This window comes from Bacillus sp. AFS077874, from assembly GCF_002566505.1.
Taxonomy (GTDB): Bacteria; Bacillota; Bacilli; order Bacillales; family Bacillaceae_G; genus Gottfriedia.
The window spans coordinates 1-20225 of the sequence record NZ_NUYF01000047.1 but is presented as its reverse complement, the minus strand read 5'-3'; the positions used below and the strand labels follow the sequence as shown (position 1 = coordinate 20225).

20 protein-coding genes and 1 other annotated feature are annotated in these 20225 nt (G+C 32.8%); of the genes, 19 read left to right on the top strand and 1 reads right to left on the bottom strand.

Features of this window, described 5'->3' with window-relative positions:
• Positions 1 to 599: 599 nt before the first annotated feature.
• The 19 genes from COJ46_RS19990 to COJ46_RS19900 all read left to right on the top strand — a co-directional run bounded on the left by COJ46_RS19990 (position 600) and on the right by COJ46_RS19900 (position 18785).
• A complete protein-coding gene (locus tag COJ46_RS19990; protein ID WP_098566219.1) occupies positions 600 to 1154 on the top strand; it encodes a GNAT family N-acetyltransferase in 555 nt (184 codons plus the stop codon).
• A 39-nt stretch (positions 1155 to 1193) separates the two neighbouring features.
• Complete coding sequence (locus COJ46_RS19985; RefSeq protein WP_097979023.1) at positions 1194 to 2261, top strand: AI-2E family transporter; 1068 nt, start codon at positions 1194 to 1196, stop codon at positions 2259 to 2261.
• A 356-nt stretch (positions 2262 to 2617) separates the two neighbouring features.
• Positions 2618 to 5269 carry an alanine--tRNA ligase gene (gene alaS, locus COJ46_RS19980; protein WP_097979022.1) on the top strand — a complete coding sequence of 884 codons (2652 nt, stop codon included), beginning with the start codon at positions 2618 to 2620 and terminating at the stop codon, positions 5267 to 5269.
• 114 nt (positions 5270 to 5383) lie between these two features.
• Entirely contained in the window at positions 5384 to 5650 is a 267-nt protein-coding gene (locus tag COJ46_RS19975) for an IreB family regulatory phosphoprotein (RefSeq protein WP_056472706.1), read from the top strand.
• A 3-nt stretch (positions 5651 to 5653) separates the two neighbouring features.
• Positions 5654 to 6070: a Holliday junction resolvase RuvX gene (gene ruvX, locus COJ46_RS19970; RefSeq protein WP_097979021.1), complete on the top strand. Its 417-nt coding sequence runs from the start codon at positions 5654 to 5656 to the stop codon at positions 6068 to 6070.
• Between the two features lie 108 nt (positions 6071 to 6178).
• Positions 6179 to 6469, top strand: a complete 291-nt coding sequence (locus COJ46_RS19965; protein WP_056472710.1) for a DUF1292 domain-containing protein — start codon at positions 6179 to 6181, stop codon at positions 6467 to 6469.
• Between the two features lie 122 nt (positions 6470 to 6591).
• A complete protein-coding gene (gene mltG, locus COJ46_RS19960; RefSeq protein WP_286133684.1) occupies positions 6592 to 7686 on the top strand; it encodes an endolytic transglycosylase MltG in 1095 nt (364 codons plus the stop codon).
• A 367-nt stretch (positions 7687 to 8053) separates the two neighbouring features.
• Positions 8054 to 8713, top strand: coding sequence for an O-methyltransferase (locus COJ46_RS19955; protein ID WP_097979020.1), 660 nt, complete (start codon positions 8054 to 8056; stop codon positions 8711 to 8713).
• Positions 8706 to 9638 carry a peptidase U32 family protein gene (locus COJ46_RS19950; protein WP_098566218.1) on the top strand — a complete coding sequence of 311 codons (933 nt, stop codon included), beginning with the start codon at positions 8706 to 8708 and terminating at the stop codon, positions 9636 to 9638. Before COJ46_RS19955 ends, COJ46_RS19950 begins: the two co-directional genes overlap by 8 nt.
• Before the next feature lie 93 nt (positions 9639 to 9731).
• Positions 9732 to 11009, top strand: coding sequence for a peptidase U32 family protein (locus COJ46_RS19945; RefSeq protein WP_097979018.1), 1278 nt, complete (start codon positions 9732 to 9734; stop codon positions 11007 to 11009).
• Between the two features lie 20 nt (positions 11010 to 11029).
• Complete coding sequence (udk, locus tag COJ46_RS19940) at positions 11030 to 11665, top strand: uridine kinase (protein WP_056472723.1); 636 nt, start codon at positions 11030 to 11032, stop codon at positions 11663 to 11665.
• A 211-nt stretch (positions 11666 to 11876) separates the two neighbouring features.
• On the top strand, positions 11877 to 12353 hold the full coding sequence (gene greA / locus COJ46_RS19935) for a transcription elongation factor GreA (RefSeq protein ID WP_097979017.1): 477 nt from the start codon (positions 11877 to 11879) through the stop codon (positions 12351 to 12353).
• Between the two features lie 73 nt (positions 12354 to 12426).
• Complete coding sequence (locus COJ46_RS19930) at positions 12427 to 14187, top strand: peptidoglycan D,D-transpeptidase FtsI family protein (RefSeq protein ID WP_098566217.1); 1761 nt, start codon at positions 12427 to 12429, stop codon at positions 14185 to 14187.
• A gap of 67 nt (positions 14188 to 14254) precedes the next feature.
• Positions 14255 to 14851: a YrrS family protein gene (locus tag COJ46_RS19925; protein ID WP_097979015.1), complete on the top strand. Its 597-nt coding sequence runs from the start codon at positions 14255 to 14257 to the stop codon at positions 14849 to 14851.
• 201 nt (positions 14852 to 15052) lie between these two features.
• Positions 15053 to 15745 (top strand): 5'-methylthioadenosine/S-adenosylhomocysteine nucleosidase, encoded by a 693-nt coding sequence (gene mtnN, locus COJ46_RS19920; protein WP_097979014.1) that lies wholly within the window; start codon positions 15053 to 15055, stop codon positions 15743 to 15745.
• A 170-nt stretch (positions 15746 to 15915) separates the two neighbouring features.
• The gene (locus tag COJ46_RS19915; protein ID WP_097979013.1) at positions 15916 to 16635 is read left to right on the top strand and encodes an ABC transporter ATP-binding protein; all 720 of its coding nucleotides are present in this window, start codon (positions 15916 to 15918) and stop codon (positions 16633 to 16635) included.
• Complete coding sequence (locus COJ46_RS19910; protein ID WP_097979012.1) at positions 16632 to 17648, top strand: ABC transporter permease; 1017 nt, start codon at positions 16632 to 16634, stop codon at positions 17646 to 17648. Before COJ46_RS19915 ends, COJ46_RS19910 begins: the two co-directional genes overlap by 4 nt.
• 3 nt (positions 17649 to 17651) lie before the next feature.
• Complete coding sequence (locus tag COJ46_RS19905) at positions 17652 to 18296, top strand: TetR/AcrR family transcriptional regulator (protein ID WP_097979011.1); 645 nt, start codon at positions 17652 to 17654, stop codon at positions 18294 to 18296.
• 255 nt (positions 18297 to 18551) lie between these two features.
• Positions 18552 to 18785: a YrhC family protein gene (locus COJ46_RS19900; protein WP_176522677.1), complete on the top strand. Its 234-nt coding sequence runs from the start codon at positions 18552 to 18554 to the stop codon at positions 18783 to 18785.
• Positions 18786 to 18857: 72 nt separating this feature from the next.
• Here COJ46_RS19900 and sigK read toward each other — a convergent pair whose 3' ends face one another.
• Positions 18858 to 19577 (bottom strand): RNA polymerase sporulation sigma factor SigK, encoded by a 720-nt coding sequence (sigK, locus tag COJ46_RS19895; protein WP_069035122.1) that lies wholly within the window; start codon positions 19575 to 19577, stop codon positions 18858 to 18860.
• 258 nt (positions 19578 to 19835) lie between these two features.
• Positions 19836 to 20063 (top strand) — a binding site (T-box leader).
• Positions 20064 to 20225 lie beyond the last annotated feature (162 nt).

Sequence of the window (20225 nt, the reverse complement as noted above, 5' to 3'; positions counted from 1 at the left end):
GTCGGTAGTTAGCACATGTCTAAAAAGAACCTGTTACGCTGTTGAAATACAACCTATCAATTTAATTATCAAATTTTCGTAAAAGGAGTAAAATGATGTTGATTTCCACTTCAGGATGCTCGCTTTCCATGNNGCCTCCTCGGCAAGCCTGCGGGGTCTCAGCCTTCCCGCTTATCCCATAGGAGTCGAGCATCCCTTTTGTTCCAATCAACTTACTCATCAAAAAATGGTTACACTAAAAAACCTAATTTAATATCCTTTACTTTGAGTAATATAACAGCTTGTTTTGTTAATGAGTTTGTAGGTCAGTTAAGTATTTGTTTTTCTAAAAATTAGCAATTATATTTTTTAAACTTCTCAAGGTTAAACAATTACTTGAGTTTGTTGATCTTATAAAACCTCTCAAACATATAACATTTAAAATCATTATTGTATAAAAATCTCTGAAATGTCTCATAAAAGACATTTGCTTTGTTTTTTAAATTTATTAAATCCAATCCAATCCTAATTAAACATTCCAAATTTATTTAAAAGTTTTCATTGAGAAAATGAACATCTTCTTTTATCATTTATAAAAACATGGAAAAGAGATGGTAAATATGGGAGTGGGAGTTAGGCTTGTTAAGAATGATGTAAAGTATGCAGAGCAGGTTTTTAAGTTGTCATCAGATCCAGGTGTGAAAGATGTTTTAGGAATAAAAGTAGATCATATTGATGATACAATTGAATTTATTAGTAATATTGTTCAGCAGGAATCAGAAGGTAAGGTAATTAATCGGATAATTTTGAATGAGCAAGATGAGGTTGTCGGTATAACTAGTTTAAAGCATATTGACCGAGGAGATGGAATTTGCCATATCGGTACTTGGATAGGAGTTCCATTTTGGGGGCAAGGGTATAATGAAGCTTCAAAAGTTGAAATCTTAAAAATTGCTTTTAACGAGTTGAAGATGGACTATGTTTTTGCTGGAGCAAAAGAGTCAAATACTAGGTCAAGGCGTGCACAAGAGAAATTAGCTTATATGACAATTGGTGTAGAGACGGAATTTCCAAATGAACTAACAATTGTTGAAAAAGAAGCAAAAACCAAATGTGTATTGAATGTTGTTAAGAGAGAAGACTTCGCAAAATTTTTAACAGGTCACATAATTTAATTGAAATTCTCCATACTATTACCAGTATGGAGGTTTTTTATGGACGGTTTAAAGTTAAAATGGATATACCGATTATGTTTAATTTTGCTAATTGGATTAGTTGGAATCGTTTTTTATTATTTAAAACCGGTTTATTTACATATTGTAATTGGTGTTTTAAAATCGATGGTTCCATTTTTAATTGGTTTAATCATTGCCTATTTGTTACATCCTGCAATTGAATATATTCATAATAAAGGGATAAAACGAGTAATTGCGATTTTATTGATCTATTTATTATTTTTTGGAGGGTGTGTACTAGGACTTTATTTATTACTCCCTATTTTTAAACAACAGTGGCAAGATATTTTAAGAGCTTTTCCTAAAGTAATGGCATTATATGATAATTTCTTATCAAAAATCGATCGAAAAACTTCGAGGATGCCAATTTTTCTTCATAATCGTATTGATTTAATGATTAATGGCGCTGAAAGATCAGGATTATCATTATTGAATAAATCTGGTGAATGGATGAAGCAATTAGTAAATAATATTATTTCACTCTTTATCATTCCGTTTATCGTTTTTTACTTTTTAAAAGACTATAAGGTCTTATCGAATATGTTTTGGAAAATTATCCCTTACAAATGGCGATATGAAGCAAAAGGTTTAGCAAAAGAACTTAATAATACATTTGGAAAATATATTCGTGGTCAAATATTAGTTTGTTTTTTACTGTTTGGATTAGCAACAATATTTCTATGGATAGTTCGAATGAAATATGCTCTCGTATTAGGAGTGATCATAGGAATAACAGATATCATTCCATATTTCGGACCGGTTATTGGAGCTGTACCAACCTTGTTTCTAGCCGCTTCGGAGGGGACCAGTTTATTAATTAGAGTAGGTATTACATTAATTGTATTACAATTGATTGAAGGGAACGTCCTTTCTCCGCTCATTATTGGAAAATCAATTCATACACATCCAGTTATTATTATGTTTTCATTATTAGTTGCAGGTGAAATAGCTGGTTTTATTGGTTTGTTAATTGCGGTTCCATTATTAGTTGTCATTATTTCTGTTATTCGCTATTACAGTAATAGAAAAGAACGTCTCTCAACTTGACTTTCATTTTTGACAATGATACTATTTTTTCATACAATTTATATTTGCAAAATTTTGAAGGAACAAGTATGTCACTAAACCATTTAAGCTTATGCAAAAGAGAGAAGTTTCCAAGGCTGAAAGAAACTTTAATGAAGGGTGACAGAAAAGCTACTCCTGAATGCAGCTAATCACTGACGCGTCAGACCACGTTACGGTCTCTTGAGGTGATGAATAGACTTCGAGGCATTTTGCCTAAGCAATAAGCTTTCTATTCATAATCAGGGTGGTATCGCGAGTAAATCTCGTCCCTGTTTTAGGGACGGGATTTTTTTGTTTTTATAACATTATAAATTTACTAAATGGAGGTTAATATAATGAAAAAGCTAACTGCTGCTCAAATTCGTCAAATGTACTTAGACTTCTTTAAAGAAAAAGGTCATTCGATTGAGCCAAGTGCATCTCTAGTACCAGTAGAAGATCCAACTTTATTATGGATTAATAGTGGTGTAGCGACATTAAAAAAATATTTTGATGGTCGAGTAATTCCAGAGAATCCAAGGATAACAAATTCACAAAAATCAATTCGAACAAATGATATTGAGAATGTTGGAAAAACAGCTCGTCACCATACATTTTTTGAAATGTTAGGTAATTTCTCAATCGGGGATTATTTCCGTGAAGAAGCTGTAACATGGGGTTGGGAGCTTTTAACTTCATCTGAATGGTTTGGTTTTGAAAAAGATAAGTTATACGTTACTGTTTATCCTGAAGATAAAGAAACGTATGATTTATGGATTAAATTAGGATTAAATCCTGAGCATATTATCCTGTTAGAAGGTAACTTCTGGGAAATTGGTGAAGGACCATGTGGACCATGTACAGAGATTTTCTATGATCGTGGAACAAAATATGATCCAGAAAACATTGGAATTAAATTATTAAAAGAGGATTTAGAAAATGATCGATATTTAGAAATTTGGAATATTGTATTCTCTCAATTTAATTCAAAAGATGGTTTAGACCGCAAAGAATACCCAGAATTACCAAACAAAAACATTGATACTGGAATGGGCTTAGAGCGTATGGCAAGTGTACTACAAGAAGTAGACACAAACTTTGACACTGATTTATTTATGCCAATTATCAATGTTGTTGAAACAATCTCTGGTCAAAAATATCGAAATGGACAATTAGATCAAGATACTGCTTTTAAAGTAATTGCTGACCATATACGTACAGTGTCTTTTGCTGTTGCAGATGGCGCTCTTCCTTCAAATGAAGGTCGTGGATATGTATTACGTCGATTAATCCGTCGTGCAGTTCGTTTTGCTAAAAAACTAGGTATTGAACGTCCATTTATGTTTGAACTTGTTCCAGTTGTTGCTGAAATCATGGAAAGCTACTATCCAAATGTAAAAGAAAAGGTACCGTTCATTCAAAAAGTAATTAAAAATGAGGAAGAGCGTTTCCATGAAACATTACATGAAGGATTATCCCTTCTTACAAATGTAATGAAGGATGCAAAAGCAAAAGGAAGTTCTGTTATTAAAGGTGAAGATGTTTTCCGTCTTTATGACACATATGGATTCCCGATTGAATTAACAGAAGAATATGCAGAAGAAGAAGGATTAACAGTTGATCATGACGGTTTCGAAGTTGAAATGGAAAAACAACGTGAGCGTGCTCGTTCTGCAAGACAAGATGTTGACTCAATGCAGGTACAAAGTGAAGCACTTCGTGAAATCAAGGAAACTTCAACTTTTGTCGGTTATAGCAAAGGTTCGATAGAATCTACAGTTCTTGTTCTAGTACAAGACGGAGAGCGAGTTGAAGATGTAGCAAATGGCGAAGAAGCTCATTTAATTCTTGATGTAACTCCTTTCTACGCTGAAAGTGGAGGTCAAATTGCAGACCGTGGAACGTTAACTGCTCCTGGTTTAAAAGTAGAAGTTCTTGATGTTCAAAAAGCTCCAAACGGGCAAAATTTACATCGAGTGAAGGTTGTTGAAGGTGCGTTATCAGTTGGTGCTAAAGTTGAATCAACAATTAATAAAGCTAACCGTTCGAGTATTGTAAAGAACCACACAGCTACTCATTTATTACACCAAGCATTAAAGGACGTACTTGGAACTCATGTAAATCAAGCTGGTTCATTAGTAAACCAAGAACGCTTACGTTTTGACTTCTCACATTTCGGTCAAGTAACGTCTGAAGAACTTGAAATAATTGAAAAAATTGTGAATGAAAAAATTTGGGAAAGCATTCCAGTTCAAATTTCGGAAAAAGCAATTGCTGAAGCAAAAGCAATGGGAGCAATGGCATTATTCGGTGAAAAATATGGTGATGTAGTACGAGTAGTACAAGTTGGAGATTATAGTCTTGAGCTATGTGGTGGATGTCATGTTGATAACACAGCATCAATCGGTACATTTAAAATAATTTCTGAGTCAGGTATTGGAGCTGGTACGCGCCGTATTGAAGCAGTAACTGGCAAATCAGCTTACGAATATATGCAAGAACAAATTGGTCAACTAAAAGAGGCAGCTAGCCTATTAAAATCAAATACGAAAGACGTTGTTGCTCGTATTGAAACTTTACAATCAGATTTAAAACAAGTACAAAAAGAGAATGAATCACTTTCTTCAAAATTAAGCAATATTGAAGCAGGAAATATTAGTAATAACGTGAAAGAAGTAAATGGAGTAAAATTCGTTGCTGCTAAAGTAAATGGAGCAGATATGAATAGTCTTCGCACAATGGTTGATGACCTTAAAAATAAAATTGGTTCTGTTGTTGTATTACTTGGTTCTGCTAATGAAGGTAAAGTAAACTTAATTGCTGGCGTTACAAAAGATTTAGTAGGTCAAGGATATCATGCAGGAAATCTAATAAAAGAAGCTGCTTCAATTTGTGGCGGAGGAGGCGGAGGCCGTCCTGATATGGCTCAAGCTGGCGGTAAAGATCCTTCGAAATTAGACGAGGCTGTTGCTTTTGTTGAAAAATGGATGAACACGATTTCAAAATAATACAAAAATCGTGTACAATAACAGATATAAAAATTTTTAGCTGATTCGTAACTGCGTAATAAAAATGGTACAATGTAATTAGCTAAAAATATACGGATAAGTGGGGTGCTTTGTATGGATTCATTTGATAAAACGATGAAGTTTAGTTTGCAAGATGAAGGTCAAGATATACGAGTTAATGAAGTTTTGTTAAAGGTTCATGACGCGTTACAAGAAAAAGGCTATAATCCAATCAATCAAATAGTAGGATACTTATTATCAGGTGATCCTGCATACATTCCTCGTCACAATGACGCAAGAAGTATGATGAAAAAATTAGAACGTGATGAAATCATTGAGGAATTAGTTAAATCTTACTTACAACAACATCGTGGAGAATAATTAATGAGAGCACTTGGGCTAGATGTAGGTACTAAAACAATTGGTGTAGCTGTAAGTGATGCTCTTGGTTGGACAGCTCAAGGTATTGAGACAGTCAAGATTGATGAAGAACGTCAGAAATTTGGACTAGACCGACTAAAAGAAATCATCGACAGCTACGAAGTCGAAAAAATAGTTGTAGGCTTACCTAAAAATATGAACGGAAGTATTGGAGAACGCGGTGAAGCTTGTACGCGTTTTGGAAAAATGATTGAAGAAGAATTCAATCTTCCGGTTATACTATGGGATGAAAGACTTTCAACAATGGCTGCCGAACGTTTTCTAATCTCTGCTGACGTAAGTCGTAAGAAAAGAAAACAAGTTATCGATAAAATGGCTGCAGTAGTTATTTTACAAAACTACTTAGATAGTATAAAGTGATAAAGAAGAATGGAGCCTGGCCGACAATAAGTGTATTATCTAACTAATTGGGCGGCCCCTCCAACTATTCACTTATACATAAAAGGATAAATAATTGAGGTGATATAAATGGAACACGGTGAAGACAGACAAATTACAATCATCGATGAGGAAGGTAATGAGATTCTTTGTAATATTATCATGACTTTTGAATCAGATGATTATGGTAAATCATACGTAATTTATAGTCCAGTTGGACAAGAGTTTGATGAAGATGGAGACCCAATCTACCATGCATCTAGCTTCATTCCTGCAGAAGATGGTGAAGATGGAGAGTTATATCCAATCGAATCTGACGAAGAGTGGGAAATGGTTGAAGAAGTATTAAACACTTTCTTTGACGAAGAAGAAGGAGAATAATATCTCTGGATTTAAAAATGCTAAGCGCTTATAAAAGTGTTTAGCATTTTTTTTATGTAGAAAATTGCCGATTTAGCACATATTTGTAGTATACTATAACGTGGAAAAGGAGGTAGATAAGTTTGTCATTTAATGATTTTGATAAAAATGGATACAAGAATACAAATAAAAAAAGCAGAGGTATGCTTATTTTTACATATTTACTTATTGCTTGTATTGTCATAGTTGGTGCGGGTTTTGCAACTTATAAATATATGTTAAAACCTGTTAATTCAGCAAATAAACAAATTAAATTGGTAACAATTCCTGAAGGAAGTTCTGTTGATAATATTGCAGCAATTTTTAAAAAGAAAAACTTAATAAAAAATACATCAATTTTTAAACTATATGTGAAGTTGCATAACAACGCTAGTCTAAAATCAGGGAATTATCAATTTAGCGAAAACCAAGGGGTTGCAACGATTGTAAATCATTTACAGGTAGGTGGTAAATATCAAGTTGCTGTAAAGGATTTAATGATTCCTGAAGGTTCTCAATTAAACGAAATCGCAGCGATTATCGCAAAAGAATTTAAATTAGATCAAGCAGCTGTACTAAAACAGTTGAATGATAAAGCATTTATTCAGGGGCTACAAAAAAAGTTTCCTCAATTAATAACGAATGATGTTTTTAAACCTGGAATTCGCTATCCGTTAGAAGGGTACTTATATCCTTCAACTTATATGTATGGGGATTTTACTCCGAGCTTAGAAGAAATTATCACTCCTATGCTAAATGAAACAGTGAAAATTTTGGACCAATATAAAGCAGAAATGAGTAACAAAAAACTTACGCCTCATCAGACATTAACAATGGCCTCGTTAATTGAGGAAGAAGCAACTGGTACAACCGATCGAAAGTTAATTTCAAGTGTATTTTATAATCGACTTAAAGTTGGAATGCCATTACAAACGGATCCAACAGTTTTGTATGCACTGGGTAAACATAAAGAACGTGTATTATATAAAGATTTAGAAGTTAAATCTCCTTATAATACTTATTATGTTAAAGGGTTACCGGTAGGACCAATCGCAAGTGCTGGCGTTGATAGTATTGTAGCTGCACTTGAGCCTGCCAAATCAGATTATTTATATTTCCTTGCTGATAAAACAGGAAAAGTAATCTTTACAAAATCGTTAGCAGAGCACAATACAGAAAAAGAAAAGCATATAAAATAAAAAGTTGGAAATACTTGTATATTATAGAAAACTCGTCGAGTGAAAAGTCTTATAGGCGAAGACAGAGGCGTAGTTGCACTTATACTTTATTCCTAAAATTGGCAACCACGTCGAGTACTCTACCTTGCTGCCAATTTATAACTTTTTTTAAAGTGAAAATATTAAATTCCTCAGTAGTATAAATAGTCTACTGAGGAATTTTGTAAATTAAAAAATAGTGAAAGCGTTGTAACTATTCTTGGTACTAGCCAAGGGTCTTTTTTTTATGTTAGAATATTACGGGTCTAAAAAAATTCAGATACACAGAAATTTTACTTACACCTTGTTTTAAGACAAGGTTGTATTTCTATTGGAGGCTTTATAAGCAATGAATGACGTTTTAGTTCGTCAATACTTGGCGAATTTTTATAAACATAGAGAACCTTTTATAGAAGAAATGGAAACATATGCATTGGAGCATCATGTGCCGATAATGGATAAAGCAGGCATGGAATTTATGCTTGGTTTACTTTATTTAATACAGCCAACTTCCATTCTTGAAATTGGTAGTGCGATAGGTTATTCAAGTATTCGAATGGCAAAAGAGTTTCCAAATGTGAAGATTGTTACAATGGAGCGAAATGCAGAGAGAATTCGAAAAGCAAAAGAGTTTATTGAGCGAAGTGATTACAGTAATCGAATTTTACTTTTAGAAGGTGATGCTTTACTTTTAAAAGAAAAGTTGCCTGAGAACAGACAATTTGATGTTATTTTTATCGACGCAGCTAAAGCTCAGTATAAACGATTTTTTGAATTATATGAGCCTTTGTTATCGGACAGAGGTGTTATCATTTCAGATAATGTTTTATTTAAAGGCCAAGTTGCTGAAAGTGCGGATTTAGTTGATGACCGACGAAAGAAAGCTTTAATAAAAAAGATTCAAAATTACAATGAATGGCTAATGAATCACCCTAAGTATGATTCGACAATTATACCAATTGGTGATGGAGTTGCTATTAGTAAGAAAAGGGGAGTTAATAATGATTAAGCCTGAATTATTAGTTACGCCAACTAACCTAAATGATATAGATAAATTAGCTGATGCTGGTGCAGACGCAGTTATTATTGGTGAACAACGTTTTGGATTACGCTTAGCGGGCGAATTTAGTCGTGAAGCTGTAAAAGAAGCAGTAGAAATTGCACATAAAAAAAATGTAAAAGTATATGTAGCGATGAATGGCGTTTACCATAATGAAATTCTTGATGAAATTGAAGATTATATTGCTTTTTTAAGAGATGCAAATGTGGATGCAATTGTATTCGGAGATCCTGCTGTTCTTATGTCAGTACGTGCGATTGCACCTAATATGCAATTACATTGGAATACAGAAACAACGGCTACAAACTGGTTTACTTGTAATTACTGGGGTAAACGTGGATCAAAACGTGCGGTATTAGCTAGAGAATTAAGTTTTGAAGCTGTCGCTGAAATTAAAGAAAATGCTAAAGTAGAAATCGAAGTACAAGTACATGGAATGACTGCTATGTTCCAATCAAAACGTTCACTTGTTGGTAACTATTTTGAATACCAAGGAAAGAATTTAGAAATCGTTGAGCAAAAGAAATATGAAGAAAATATGTTCTTAGTTGACCACGAGCGTAATAATAAATATCCAATTTTTGAAGATCAAAATGGAACTCATATTATGAGTCCAAATGATATTTGTATCGTTAACGAGTTAGAAGAATTAGTTGATGCAGGTATTGATTCATTCAAAATTGATGGTGTCTTAAAATCTTCAGAGTATATCATTGAAGTAACAAAACTATACAGACAAGCTATAGACCTATGTGTAGAAGACCGTGAAGCTTACGAAGAAATCAAAGACGAACTTTTCGACAAAATCGAAGCAATCCAACCTGTAAATAGACCACTGGACACAGGATTCTTCTTTAAAGAAACAGTTTATTAATAGAGGTAAGATTTATGATGGAAAAGCAGGAAAGCCAGGGAATTCTAGAACTAGAACCTTGTACCTTACCTGTATTAAAGAGGAGGACTAATAATGGCAATTGGACAATTAGATAAAATAGTTGATGGCAAACGTGTAATCGTGAAGAAACCTGAACTATTAGCACCAGCTGGTAATTTAGAAAAATTAAAAATTGCAGTAAGATATGGCGCAGATGCTGTATTTATTGGTGGTAGAGAGTTTGGTTTACGTTCGAATGCAGATAACTTCTCTATTGAAGAAATGGCTGAAGGTGTAGAGTTTGCAAACAAATTTAATGCGAAAATTTATGTAACAACAAATATATTTGCTCATAACGAAAACATGGACGGATTAGTTGAGTATTTACAAGGCATTGAAGCTGCAGGAGTTACAGGTATTATTGTAGCTGACCCATATATTATTGAAACATGTAAAGAAGCTGCACCTAAATTAGAGGTACATTTAAGTACACAACAATCGTTATCAAATTATCGTGCTGCACAGTACTGGAAAGAAGAAGGATTACATCGATTAGTATTAGCACGTGAGACGAGCTATGAAGAAATAAGAGAAATCAAAGAAAAAGTAGACGTTGAAATTGAAACATTTATTCATGGAGCAATGTGTATTGCTTATTCTGGCCGTTGTACGTTGAGTAATCATATGACTGCACGTGATTCAAACCGTGGTGGATGCTGTCAATCATGTCGTTGGGATTACGATTTAGTTCAAACTGAGTCTCAAAATCCGGATGCTTCAGAAAATGCTTTATTTGCTGAAGAAGATGCTCCATTTGCAATGAGCCCGAAAGATTTAAATTTATTACGTTCAATTCCTAAATTTATTGAAATGGGTGTAGATAGTTTAAAAATTGAAGGACGTATGAAATCAATTCATTACGTAGCAACAGTAGTATCAGTTTATCGTAAAATAATTGATGCATATTGTGCTGACCCAGAAAACTTTGAATTTAGAGAAGAATGGGTTGAAGAACTAGATAAATGTGCGAATCGTGACACTGCTTCTTCATTCTTTGAAGGGTTCCCAGGAATGAAAGAGCAAATGTATGGAAATCATAGCAAAAAAACAACGTATGATTTTGCAGGTCTTGTATTAGACTATGATGATGAAACTGGTATCGCAACAATCCAACAACGTAACTACTTCAAACCAGGTGACCAAATTGAATTCTTTGGACCTGAAATGGAAAACTTCAAACAAACAGTTGGTGTAATTGTTAATGAAGAAGGAACAGAAGTAGACGCTGCAAGACATCCATTAGAAATTGTAAAAATTAAAGTGGATCAAAAAGTTTATCCTTACAACATGATGAGAAAAAAGTTAGTTTGATAAGAAAGAGGGATTGAAGTATGGGGAATAAGCCCATTGTAATTGGAATTGCTGGAGGGACTGGCTCTGGTAAAACTTCTGTAACAAAAGCAATCTATGATCAATTTAAAGGTCATTCAATTTTAATGATTCAGCAAGATTCTTATTATAGAGATCAAACGCATTTACCAATGGAAGAAAGATTGAAAACAAATTATGACCATCCATTAGCATTTGATAATGATTTGTTTATTGAGCATATAAAAGATTTATTGCAATACAAAGCAATTGAAAAACCTGTATATGACTATACAATTCATACAAGATCTTCAGAAACAATCCCTGTAGAACCAAAAGAAGTAATTATTTTAGAAGGTATTCTAGTATTAGAAGACGAGCGTTTACGTGACTTAATGGATATAAAAATATTTGTAGATACGGATGCTGACTTACGAATTCTTCGTCGAATACAACGAGATATAAAAGAACGTGGAAGAACAGTCGATTCTGTGGTAGATCAATATGTAAATGTTGTACGCCCTATGCATAATCAATTCTGTGAACCATCTAAGAAATTCGCAGATATTATCATACCAGAAGGCGGTCAGAACTTTGTGGCTATTGATTTAATGGCTACAAAAATTCAGACTATACTTGAAAGAGTAAGTGTATTATAATACGTTCATATAAGAGAATAATTCCTAAATATAATTTTGGAAAGATGGAGAAGCACTTACTTCTTCATCTTTCTATATAAAAGAATGCGTTTTCATAAGTTGAATGTTTCATTAATTATTCTCATACACTGTTTGTACAACTACATTGTATAAACATATATTTAGAAGTTTTACATAAAAGAAACGGTGGATACTAAAAGGAGTGTACAAAATGGCTAACGAAAAAAAATTCCCTATGACTTTAGCTGGGAAACAAAAATTAGAACAAGAATTAGAAAATTTAAAAACAGTAAAGCGTGCTGAAGTAGTAGAGCGTATTAAAATTGCTCGTAGCTTTGGTGACCTTTCAGAGAACTCTGAATACGATGCTGCAAAAGATGAACAAGCATTTGTTGAAGGTCGTATTACAACTTTAGAAAATATGATCCGTAATGCTGAAATTATTACTGAAAATAATGATGCTTCAGATACAGTAACTTTAGGTAAATCTGTAACTTTCTTAGAATTACCAGCTGGTGACGAAGAAACTTACACAATTGTAGGTAGTGCTGAGGCTGATCCATTTGAAGGTAAAATTTCAAATGATTCTCCAATCGCAAAAAGCTTATTAGGCAAAACTGTTGGTGAAGAAGTGACAGTTAATACTCCAGGTGGAGATATGCAAGTAAGAATTATTGCTGTTAAATAATTTGATTTGTTTAACAATTTAATTGTTTGAAAAAAGAACACCCCGTCTACACTGTAGATGAGGTGTTTTTTATATGCATAGACGGATAAAAGCCATATTAATTATTATTTCGTTACTATTTTCGTTAATCGTATACAGATGTTTAGATATTAGTGTACTTCATCAAAAGAATTTTGGCCCACAAAAGGTAAATTTAATCGAACGAAGTGTTGCTCAAAGAACATTTCAGTTTCGGATTGATAATGGACGTGGACAAATACTTGACCGAAATGGAAAATTATTAAGTGCAGCTTACACTCCAAAAGTTATTTTATTTCCCTTTTTAAAAACAATCGATTGGCCGATTGATAAATTATCATCGATTACAGGAGTACCGGTTGCAAAAATTAAAAATCAGTTTAATGGTAAAAAAGAACCTTTTACATTAGAAGGAATGACAAAAACTTTAACATCGGAAAAAATTGATGAAATAAATAATTTACATGTTTCTGGATTAATTTCCATGTTGTCTCAAGATAAAGACGATAAACAATTGGCAGAACACCTAATTGGAATAGCTAGAGAAAATAAAGAACAATATGAAAAACAGTATGAAAGTGATCGAGATTATAAGCCTAAAGAATTTGGAGTAATTGGTTTAGAAGCTCAGTTTGAAGATTTCTTAAAATCTGATGGTACATCTAATTTAATGCTTCACGTAGATAATTTAGGTAAACCGATGTTTGGAAATGAAGTAAAATACGCAAAACCTAGTAATCCATTTTATCCAGTTTCCCTTTCAACTACATTAGATAAAGATTTACAACAAATATTAGAACAAGCTATAGACCAAGCTAAACTTCAAAAAGGTGCAGCAGTGCTAATTGACGTAAAGACTAACAATTTATTAGCAATGGTTAGCCGGCCAAATATGAATTTCCAAAATTTATATTCTTCGAATGATAATACAGCGACTAATTATGCACTATTAGCTAGTACACCTGGTTCAGTCTTTAAAACAGTTGTAGCGGCTGCCGCAATAGATCAAGGAATTGTGAAAGAAAATCAAATGTATAATTGTAATAATAATCTAGTCGGTAAATACGAAGATGAAGAGAAAAAGCGAAAAGGTAATTTAAATTTTCAACAAAGTTTCTATGAAAGTTGTAATTACACATTTGGCCAATTAGGTAAGCAATTAACTTTAAAAAATAAAGATATGTTTCAAGCATATGCCAAAAAGCTAGGATTAGATGGTCCAGTAGGATGGACAGGATCTGTCTATCATGAGTCTAATTTTAGTCAATTTCAAAATGAAGGGAAACCAACTTATTTTGTAGGAAACTATTTAAGTGATAAGCTCTTAAATAGTTCCATTGGGCAACAGGATGTAAAAGTATCCCCTTTAGCCGTAGCTAATATGATGGCTACTATTGCACGAGGTGGTAGCCCAAAACAAGTAAAAGTAGTAGATTCTGTATTATATAAAAATGGTACAGAAATGTTTAAATTCCCAGAACAGACATTAGTAGATGATTATCTAGCTCCAGATTCGATGCAACAATTAAGAGAGTTACTTCGAGGTGTAGTGACAGATGCAAAAGGAACGGGAAATCGCTATACTAGTTTGCCTTATTCTTTAGCAGGGAAAAGTGGTACAGCTGAAACAAAAGTAGTAGATGGTAAAATTGTTGAACAAAACAAATGGTTTGCAGGTTATTTTCCATATGATAAGCCCAGGTATGCATTTGCAGTAGTTAGTTTAAATGTTTCAAACGAAGTTACATCTACCTCTGACACTGTGACAAGTTTAATAAAATCAATATATAACTTTGATAAAAACCACACAAAATAGCTATTTTTAATTAATTAACTCTATGTTAAAATAGGGAAAAATTAGTTGTTTTTGGAGGATTTTGTCAATGTCTTCGATTGAACCAAACAAAAGGGTCCAAAAATTAAGACGAGTACGAAGAGGAAATTATTTTTACAGAATACTACTTATTCCACTTCTTTTTGGGATCATCTATTTAGGGATAAAAATAACTTTACCGATTGTCAACCAACAAAAGATCGAGCCTAATACAGCAAAAGCTAAGATTACTACGATTGCTCAAGAACCAAAGCAAATGACTGATATACCGAATCCATATCAAGCGAAATATCGTGAAAAAGTAAATGAGATTATTAAAGATTCAATAAATGATGAAAATATTATAGAATCGACTGTAAAAGAATGGACACCGAACAAAACAAGACAAATTGAGCCTCATACAGTTCACTATAGTCATAGGTCTCAGGACTTTTATGAAATGGAAGAAGCAGTATCAAATGCGATTTCTTTAACAAAAGAAGATTATTCAGTTTGGCATATTGGTCAAGGATATGATCAGCAAAGTATAAAAATATACGTTGCCACAAACGACTTAAGCTATAAATATGTCGTATACTTACACTGGGTTGTAAAAGAGGGCTGGCTCCCTATTTTGGTACAAGAAGTAAACGAGTTAAAGTATTAAAACGCGAGAATAAAGTTTCAGTCCCTGCAGGAGCAACGGTATGCTTACGCCACATAGTAAGCGAGCTCCTATAAGGTAAAAAAAGGTCCTTCTTTTTAAGAATTAAAGTGTTTTTTGTTGTACGTATTCTTAAAGATGAATGATATGTCGCTATATGGTAAAATGATTAAAGTTTGAAAGAGAAAGTAGGGAATTGAAAGAATGAAAATAGCTATTATTGGAGCAATGGAAGAAGAAGTACATGTATTACGTGATAAATTAGACAACCTGAGAAAAGAAGAAGTTGCAGGCTCAGAATATAACATAGGTACATACGAAGGAAAAGAAGTAATTTTATTAAAGTCTGGCATTGGTAAAGTTAATGCAGCAATGGCAACAGCAATTCTTTTAGAAAAATATCAGCCAGATGTTGTTATTAACACAGGATCTGCAGGCGGACTTCATACTGACTTAAATGTTGGCGACGTTGTTATCTCAACTGAAGTGCGTCATCATGACGTAGACGTTACAGCATTCAATTATGAATACGGACAAGTTCCAGGTATGCCAGCTGCATTCCCTTCTGATGATAAATTAAAGTCTATCGCTAAAAAATGCGCTGAAAAAATTAATGGTATCCAAGTTGTTGAAGGATTAATCGTAACTGGCGATTCATTTATGAACGATCCAGTAAGAGTTGACTTCGTAAAAGAGAAATTTGGTGATCTGTATGCTGTAGAGATGGAAGCAGCTGCAATTGCTCAAGTTTGTTATGCTTTTAAAGTACCATTTGTTGTAACACGTGCGTTGTCAGATATTGCAGGTAAAGAATCAAATATTTCATTTGATCAATTCCTTCATACTGCGGCTGTTAATTCAACATTAATGGTTGAGGAAATGATTAAAGCGTTATAAATTGTTTAAAGAAAGATGTCTTATAGGCATCTTTCTTTTTTTGTTTAAATACAATTGAGTGAGTACTCACTTTTTGTTGACTAGCAATAAAAAGTAAATTAAGATAAAGGTATAAAGTGAGTACTCACTCATTGTACTAGAAAAGATATAGACTTGAACGGAGGAATAAAATGAGCTATGTTGTTCAAATCCAAAAAGTTGATCGTTTATTTGGAAAAAGAGCTGTACTAAAAAATATTTCAATGAACATTCAAGAAGGGGAGATATTTGGGATTTTAGGTCCATCAGGTTCTGGTAAAACAACTTTAATAAAATTGATTGCAGGGATCGATAAATGTTCAAGAGGAGAAGTATTAGTTTATAATAACCAAATGCCTAATTTCACAGTCCTTCCGTCAATAGGCTATATGGGACAATCTGACGCTTTATACAGCGATTTAACGGGTGCTGATAATTTAAGTTTTTTTGGTGCCCTATATAATTTAAAAGGTAAAGAACTTAAGTCGAGAATTCAAGAAGTAGCCCAAATCGTTGGGTTAGAGGATTCATTAAACAAGCCAGTTAATCAATATTCAGGGGGAATGAAAAAACGACTTTCTCTTGCCATATCAATCCTCCATAAACCTACTTTACTAATCCTTGATGAACCAACAGTTGGAATTGATCCAGTACTAAGAAAGCAAATTTGGAATCAATTTTTTGAAATGAAAAAACAAGGTACTACGATCATCATTACAACCCATATCATGGAAGAAGCTGAAAAATGTGAACGAATCGGATTAATTAGAGAAGGAGAATTAATCGCTTTAGATACTACTGAAAATTTAATCTCGCAATCTAAAACAGGCAAAATCGAAGACCTATATTTTAATACTGAGGTGAGCTCATGAGAGTCTTTGCTATTTCTAAACGAATAATAAAACAATTTTTAAAAGATAGAAGATCCCTTGCAATGATTTTTGTTGCTCCTATCGTATTATTGTTTTTATTTTCTTATATCTTAAAACAAGAAGACACAAAACCAACTTTAGCCCTAGTAGATGCCCCTCCAGCATTTGAGCAAATAGTAAAAGATTATGCAAAAGTAAAAAATGTAAATCCTTCAGACATTGAAGATAAATTGAAAAAGATGGATCTTGATGGTGCTGTCTTATTTAAATCAGGAGAAATAGTAGTACAGTTTGAAGGGACAGATAAAGCAAGAACAACTGCAGTAATGGATGCGATTCAATCAGCAGTTAAGGAAAATACACCTTCTAATTTTAAAATTGTAATGGACCCAATTTATGGTAGTAAAAATATGGAATCATTTGATTCAATTGGACCGATTTTTATTGGATTTTTCTCGTTCTTATTTGTATTTATCTTATCAGGTATTTCATTTGTAAGGGAAAGATTAACAACAACACTTGAAAGATTACTCGTCACGCCAGTTAAAAGATGGGAAATTGTTGTTGGTTATATTTTAGGCTTTGGATTTTTTGCTTTAATCCAATCGATCATTATAACTGTCTTTTCAATCAGTGTATTAGATATGTATAATGTAGGAAGTGCATGGGAAGTCTGCGTAGTTAATATTTTATTATCTCTAACTGCTCTTACACTTGGTATGCTGTTATCTGCATATGCAAATAATGAATTTCAAGTTGTACAATTTATTCCAGTTATTGCAGTTCCGCAAATACTTTTTTCAGGTATTTTCTCAACGGCGTTTTTACCAAATTGGTTCAAATTTATCGGGGGTATTTTACCACTAACATATGGAGCAGAGGCTCTTAGAGGTATTATGATAAAAGGGCAGTCGCTTTCTGATGTTTTATATCAATTATTGATCCTACTTGGATTTTCAATCGTATTTATTTCTTTAAATATAGTAGCATTAAAGAAACAGCGTTCAATTTAAGGAGTGTTACCAATTAAATTAGAAGAGTTTTTTCCAGAAGAAAAATTACAAGAAATGAATGAAAAAGAAATAAAAATTCTTGAAGCTGCAATTGAAATTTTTGCAGAAAAAGGTTTTGTTAGTACATCTACCAATGAAATCGCAAAAAAAGCAAATGTAGCTGAAGGTACTATTTTTCGTTACTTTAAAACTAAAAAGGATTTATTAAAAAGTATTATCAAACCGACCTTAGTAAAAACAATTGCTCCTTTTGAAATGGATCGTTTTTCTAAAGCAATATTTCATTTAGAGTACGAAACATTTGAAGATTTTCTTAATGCGCTGATTAAAAATCGTATGGAATTTGCTAAGAAAAATAAGGCAGCCGTAAAAATAATCATACAAGAAATGCCATTCCAAGACGATATGCAAGAAGAGCTAAAAAGACTCTTTAAAGATAAAATGTACCCTAAAGTAGCCACTGTATTACAATCGTTTATCGATAAAGGACAAATAAAAGAACTACCGATACCGACTGTACTAAGACTAATTATCTCAACAGTAATTGGTCTAGTGATCTCTTCAATCGTCCTTGAAAATACACCTTTTTGGAACGAAGAACAGGAAACTGAACGTACAATTGAGTTTATTAAGAATGGTCTAAAATAACTTATAGCTGACATAGTGAAAACATTCAAAGAAGAAAGGGATTATAAATAATTCCTTTCTTCTTTTTTACATTTTATATTTTAGCAATATAGTTTTAGTGAAAAATCAAAAAGTCTAAATCAGCAAGACAATACTTAATTCATTGACAAAATGTACTTACTAATCTCTACATGTACTACCTTTAATTACCTTCACTTTTTTTGTATAAAGTATGTTAAAGTTATTAAGTCAACAAGAAGGGAAGGTGTAGTATACGTGAATTTAAAAAAGCTACAGGCGAAGGTTAATGATTTTAAAACTTTTGGAGCAATAACAACAGCATTGGCTACTTTTTTCTATATCGGGACTCTCCTTCCAAAGGACGGATTAACCCAACATAAAATATTAATAGTCGAGAGTATCGTTTTTACAATGCTGATTATTGCATTAGGTTTCTTTCTGACATCCAATTATTTTAAACGCAAAATGCAAAAAGAAGAGCAAGCATAAAACCACTAAAAATGAATCACTCCAATTGTTAGTTCAGACTAACAATTGGAGGTCATATTCATCTTTAGTGGCTTATTTTTTATCTTTTTTCTTTTCTTTTTCAGCTCTTAAAAACTCGTGGTACATTTTCATTAAAGCACGTTTTTCAATTCTCGAAACATAACTTCTTGAGATTCCTAATTTCTTTGCAATTTCACGTTGAGTTAGTTCTTTATCCATATCAATACCAAAGCGTTGAATAATTACATCCTTTTCTCGGTCGTCTAGAATCTTAATATATTGCTTGATTTTTTCTAATTCCATATTAAGTTGAATTTGATCAACTACATCTTCTGTCTCAGTTTTTAATATGTCTAAAAGTGAAATTTCATTGCCCTCTTTATCCTGACCTATCGGATCATGAAGGGAGACATCTTTTTTTGTTTTCTTTAAAGCACGTAAATGCATAAGTATTTCGTTTTCAATACATCTAGCAGCATATGTGGCTAATTTTGTTCCTTTACCTTGAACAAAGCTCTCAATTGCCTTTATTAAACCTATTGTGCCAATCGAAATTAAATCCTCAGCATCTTCTCCGGTATTTTCAAATTTCTTAACAATGTGAGCAACAAGCCTTAAATTATGTTCAATTAATAAATTTCGTGCTTCTCCATCTCCATTTGCCATACGATTTAAATAGAGCGTCTCTTCGGCTTGAGAAAGAGGTTGTGGGAAGGCATTATTTTTAACATAGGAAACAAACACAAACACTTCTTTTAAGAAAAGACTTAAGGCGGTAAATAAACCAGGCATATAATCACTCCTAAGGAAGGTAAGGTTAGTTGTTATTTATATATTTATGTAATGTACAAATTCTGTGTGTCTGTACCATAAAAAAAATGTAAGCTGTGTAAAAAAAATGTTGAAAATAGTAAGCGCTACCATTCCGGTAGCGATGTATCTTTTTTAAAATCGTTACATATTCTAGAAAAAAAATGCATTGACAGCCTATTTAAAAGTGCTTTATAATCCTCATTAATAACTTTTTTAATGAATCTTTTGACAATTGAATATATTGCGTTGATAAGGGCACAGTAGGCATAACTTCCCTGTTTAAGAGAGCTGACGGAAGCTGCGAGTCAGTACATAAGGTATGCTGAATTACATTCTTGGAGCAATTTCTATTTTTATTTAATGAAAATAGAAACGGTCATTTTGATCGTTAACAAAATGAAGGTGGTGAACAGATTTTTTGTTCACAACTAGGGTGGTACCGCGATTATATAATTCGTCCCTACTGTTTATTCAGTAGGGACTTTTTGTTTTCATTTTTTACATACTTACATCTTGATAAAAGAAGTGGTATTGGAATAGACATTTAAAATTTGAGGAGGAAAAAGAAATGAGTACAAATAATGAGTTAGTGCAATTACGTGATAAGGTTGATGAGATTAATTTAAA

What these genes read in the sequence shown, in the direction of transcription:
- greA (WP_097979017.1), top strand. Translation starts at nt 11,877, where the DNA reads ATGGCTAACGAAAAAAAATTCCCTATGACTTTAGCTGGGAAACAAAAA.
- COJ46_RS19975 (WP_056472706.1), top strand. Translation starts at nt 5,384, where the DNA reads ATGGATTCATTTGATAAAACGATGAAGTTTAGTTTGCAAGATGAAGGT.
- COJ46_RS19915 (WP_097979013.1), top strand. Translation starts at nt 15,916, where the DNA reads ATGAGCTATGTTGTTCAAATCCAAAAAGTTGATCGTTTATTTGGAAAA.
- COJ46_RS19925 (WP_097979015.1), top strand. Translation starts at nt 14,255, where the DNA reads ATGTCTTCGATTGAACCAAACAAAAGGGTCCAAAAATTAAGACGAGTA.
- sigK (WP_069035122.1), bottom strand. Translation starts at nt 19,577, where the DNA reads ATGCCTGGTTTATTTACCGCCTTAAGTCTTTTCTTAAAAGAAGTGTTT.
- alaS (WP_097979022.1), top strand. Translation starts at nt 2,618, where the DNA reads ATGAAAAAGCTAACTGCTGCTCAAATTCGTCAAATGTACTTAGACTTC.
- COJ46_RS19945 (WP_097979018.1), top strand. Translation starts at nt 9,732, where the DNA reads ATGGCAATTGGACAATTAGATAAAATAGTTGATGGCAAACGTGTAATC.
- ruvX (WP_097979021.1), top strand. Translation starts at nt 5,654, where the DNA reads ATGAGAGCACTTGGGCTAGATGTAGGTACTAAAACAATTGGTGTAGCT.
- mtnN (WP_097979014.1), top strand. Translation starts at nt 15,053, where the DNA reads ATGAAAATAGCTATTATTGGAGCAATGGAAGAAGAAGTACATGTATTA.
- COJ46_RS19950 (WP_098566218.1), top strand. Translation starts at nt 8,706, where the DNA reads ATGATTAAGCCTGAATTATTAGTTACGCCAACTAACCTAAATGATATA.
- udk (WP_056472723.1), top strand. Translation starts at nt 11,030, where the DNA reads ATGGGGAATAAGCCCATTGTAATTGGAATTGCTGGAGGGACTGGCTCT.
- COJ46_RS19985 (WP_097979023.1), top strand. Translation starts at nt 1,194, where the DNA reads ATGGACGGTTTAAAGTTAAAATGGATATACCGATTATGTTTAATTTTG.
- COJ46_RS19955 (WP_097979020.1), top strand. Translation starts at nt 8,054, where the DNA reads ATGAATGACGTTTTAGTTCGTCAATACTTGGCGAATTTTTATAAACAT.
- COJ46_RS19930 (WP_098566217.1), top strand. Translation starts at nt 12,427, where the DNA reads ATGCATAGACGGATAAAAGCCATATTAATTATTATTTCGTTACTATTT.
- COJ46_RS19910 (WP_097979012.1), top strand. Translation starts at nt 16,632, where the DNA reads ATGAGAGTCTTTGCTATTTCTAAACGAATAATAAAACAATTTTTAAAA.
- COJ46_RS19965 (WP_056472710.1), top strand. Translation starts at nt 6,179, where the DNA reads ATGGAACACGGTGAAGACAGACAAATTACAATCATCGATGAGGAAGGT.
- COJ46_RS19990 (WP_098566219.1), top strand. Translation starts at nt 600, where the DNA reads ATGGGAGTGGGAGTTAGGCTTGTTAAGAATGATGTAAAGTATGCAGAG.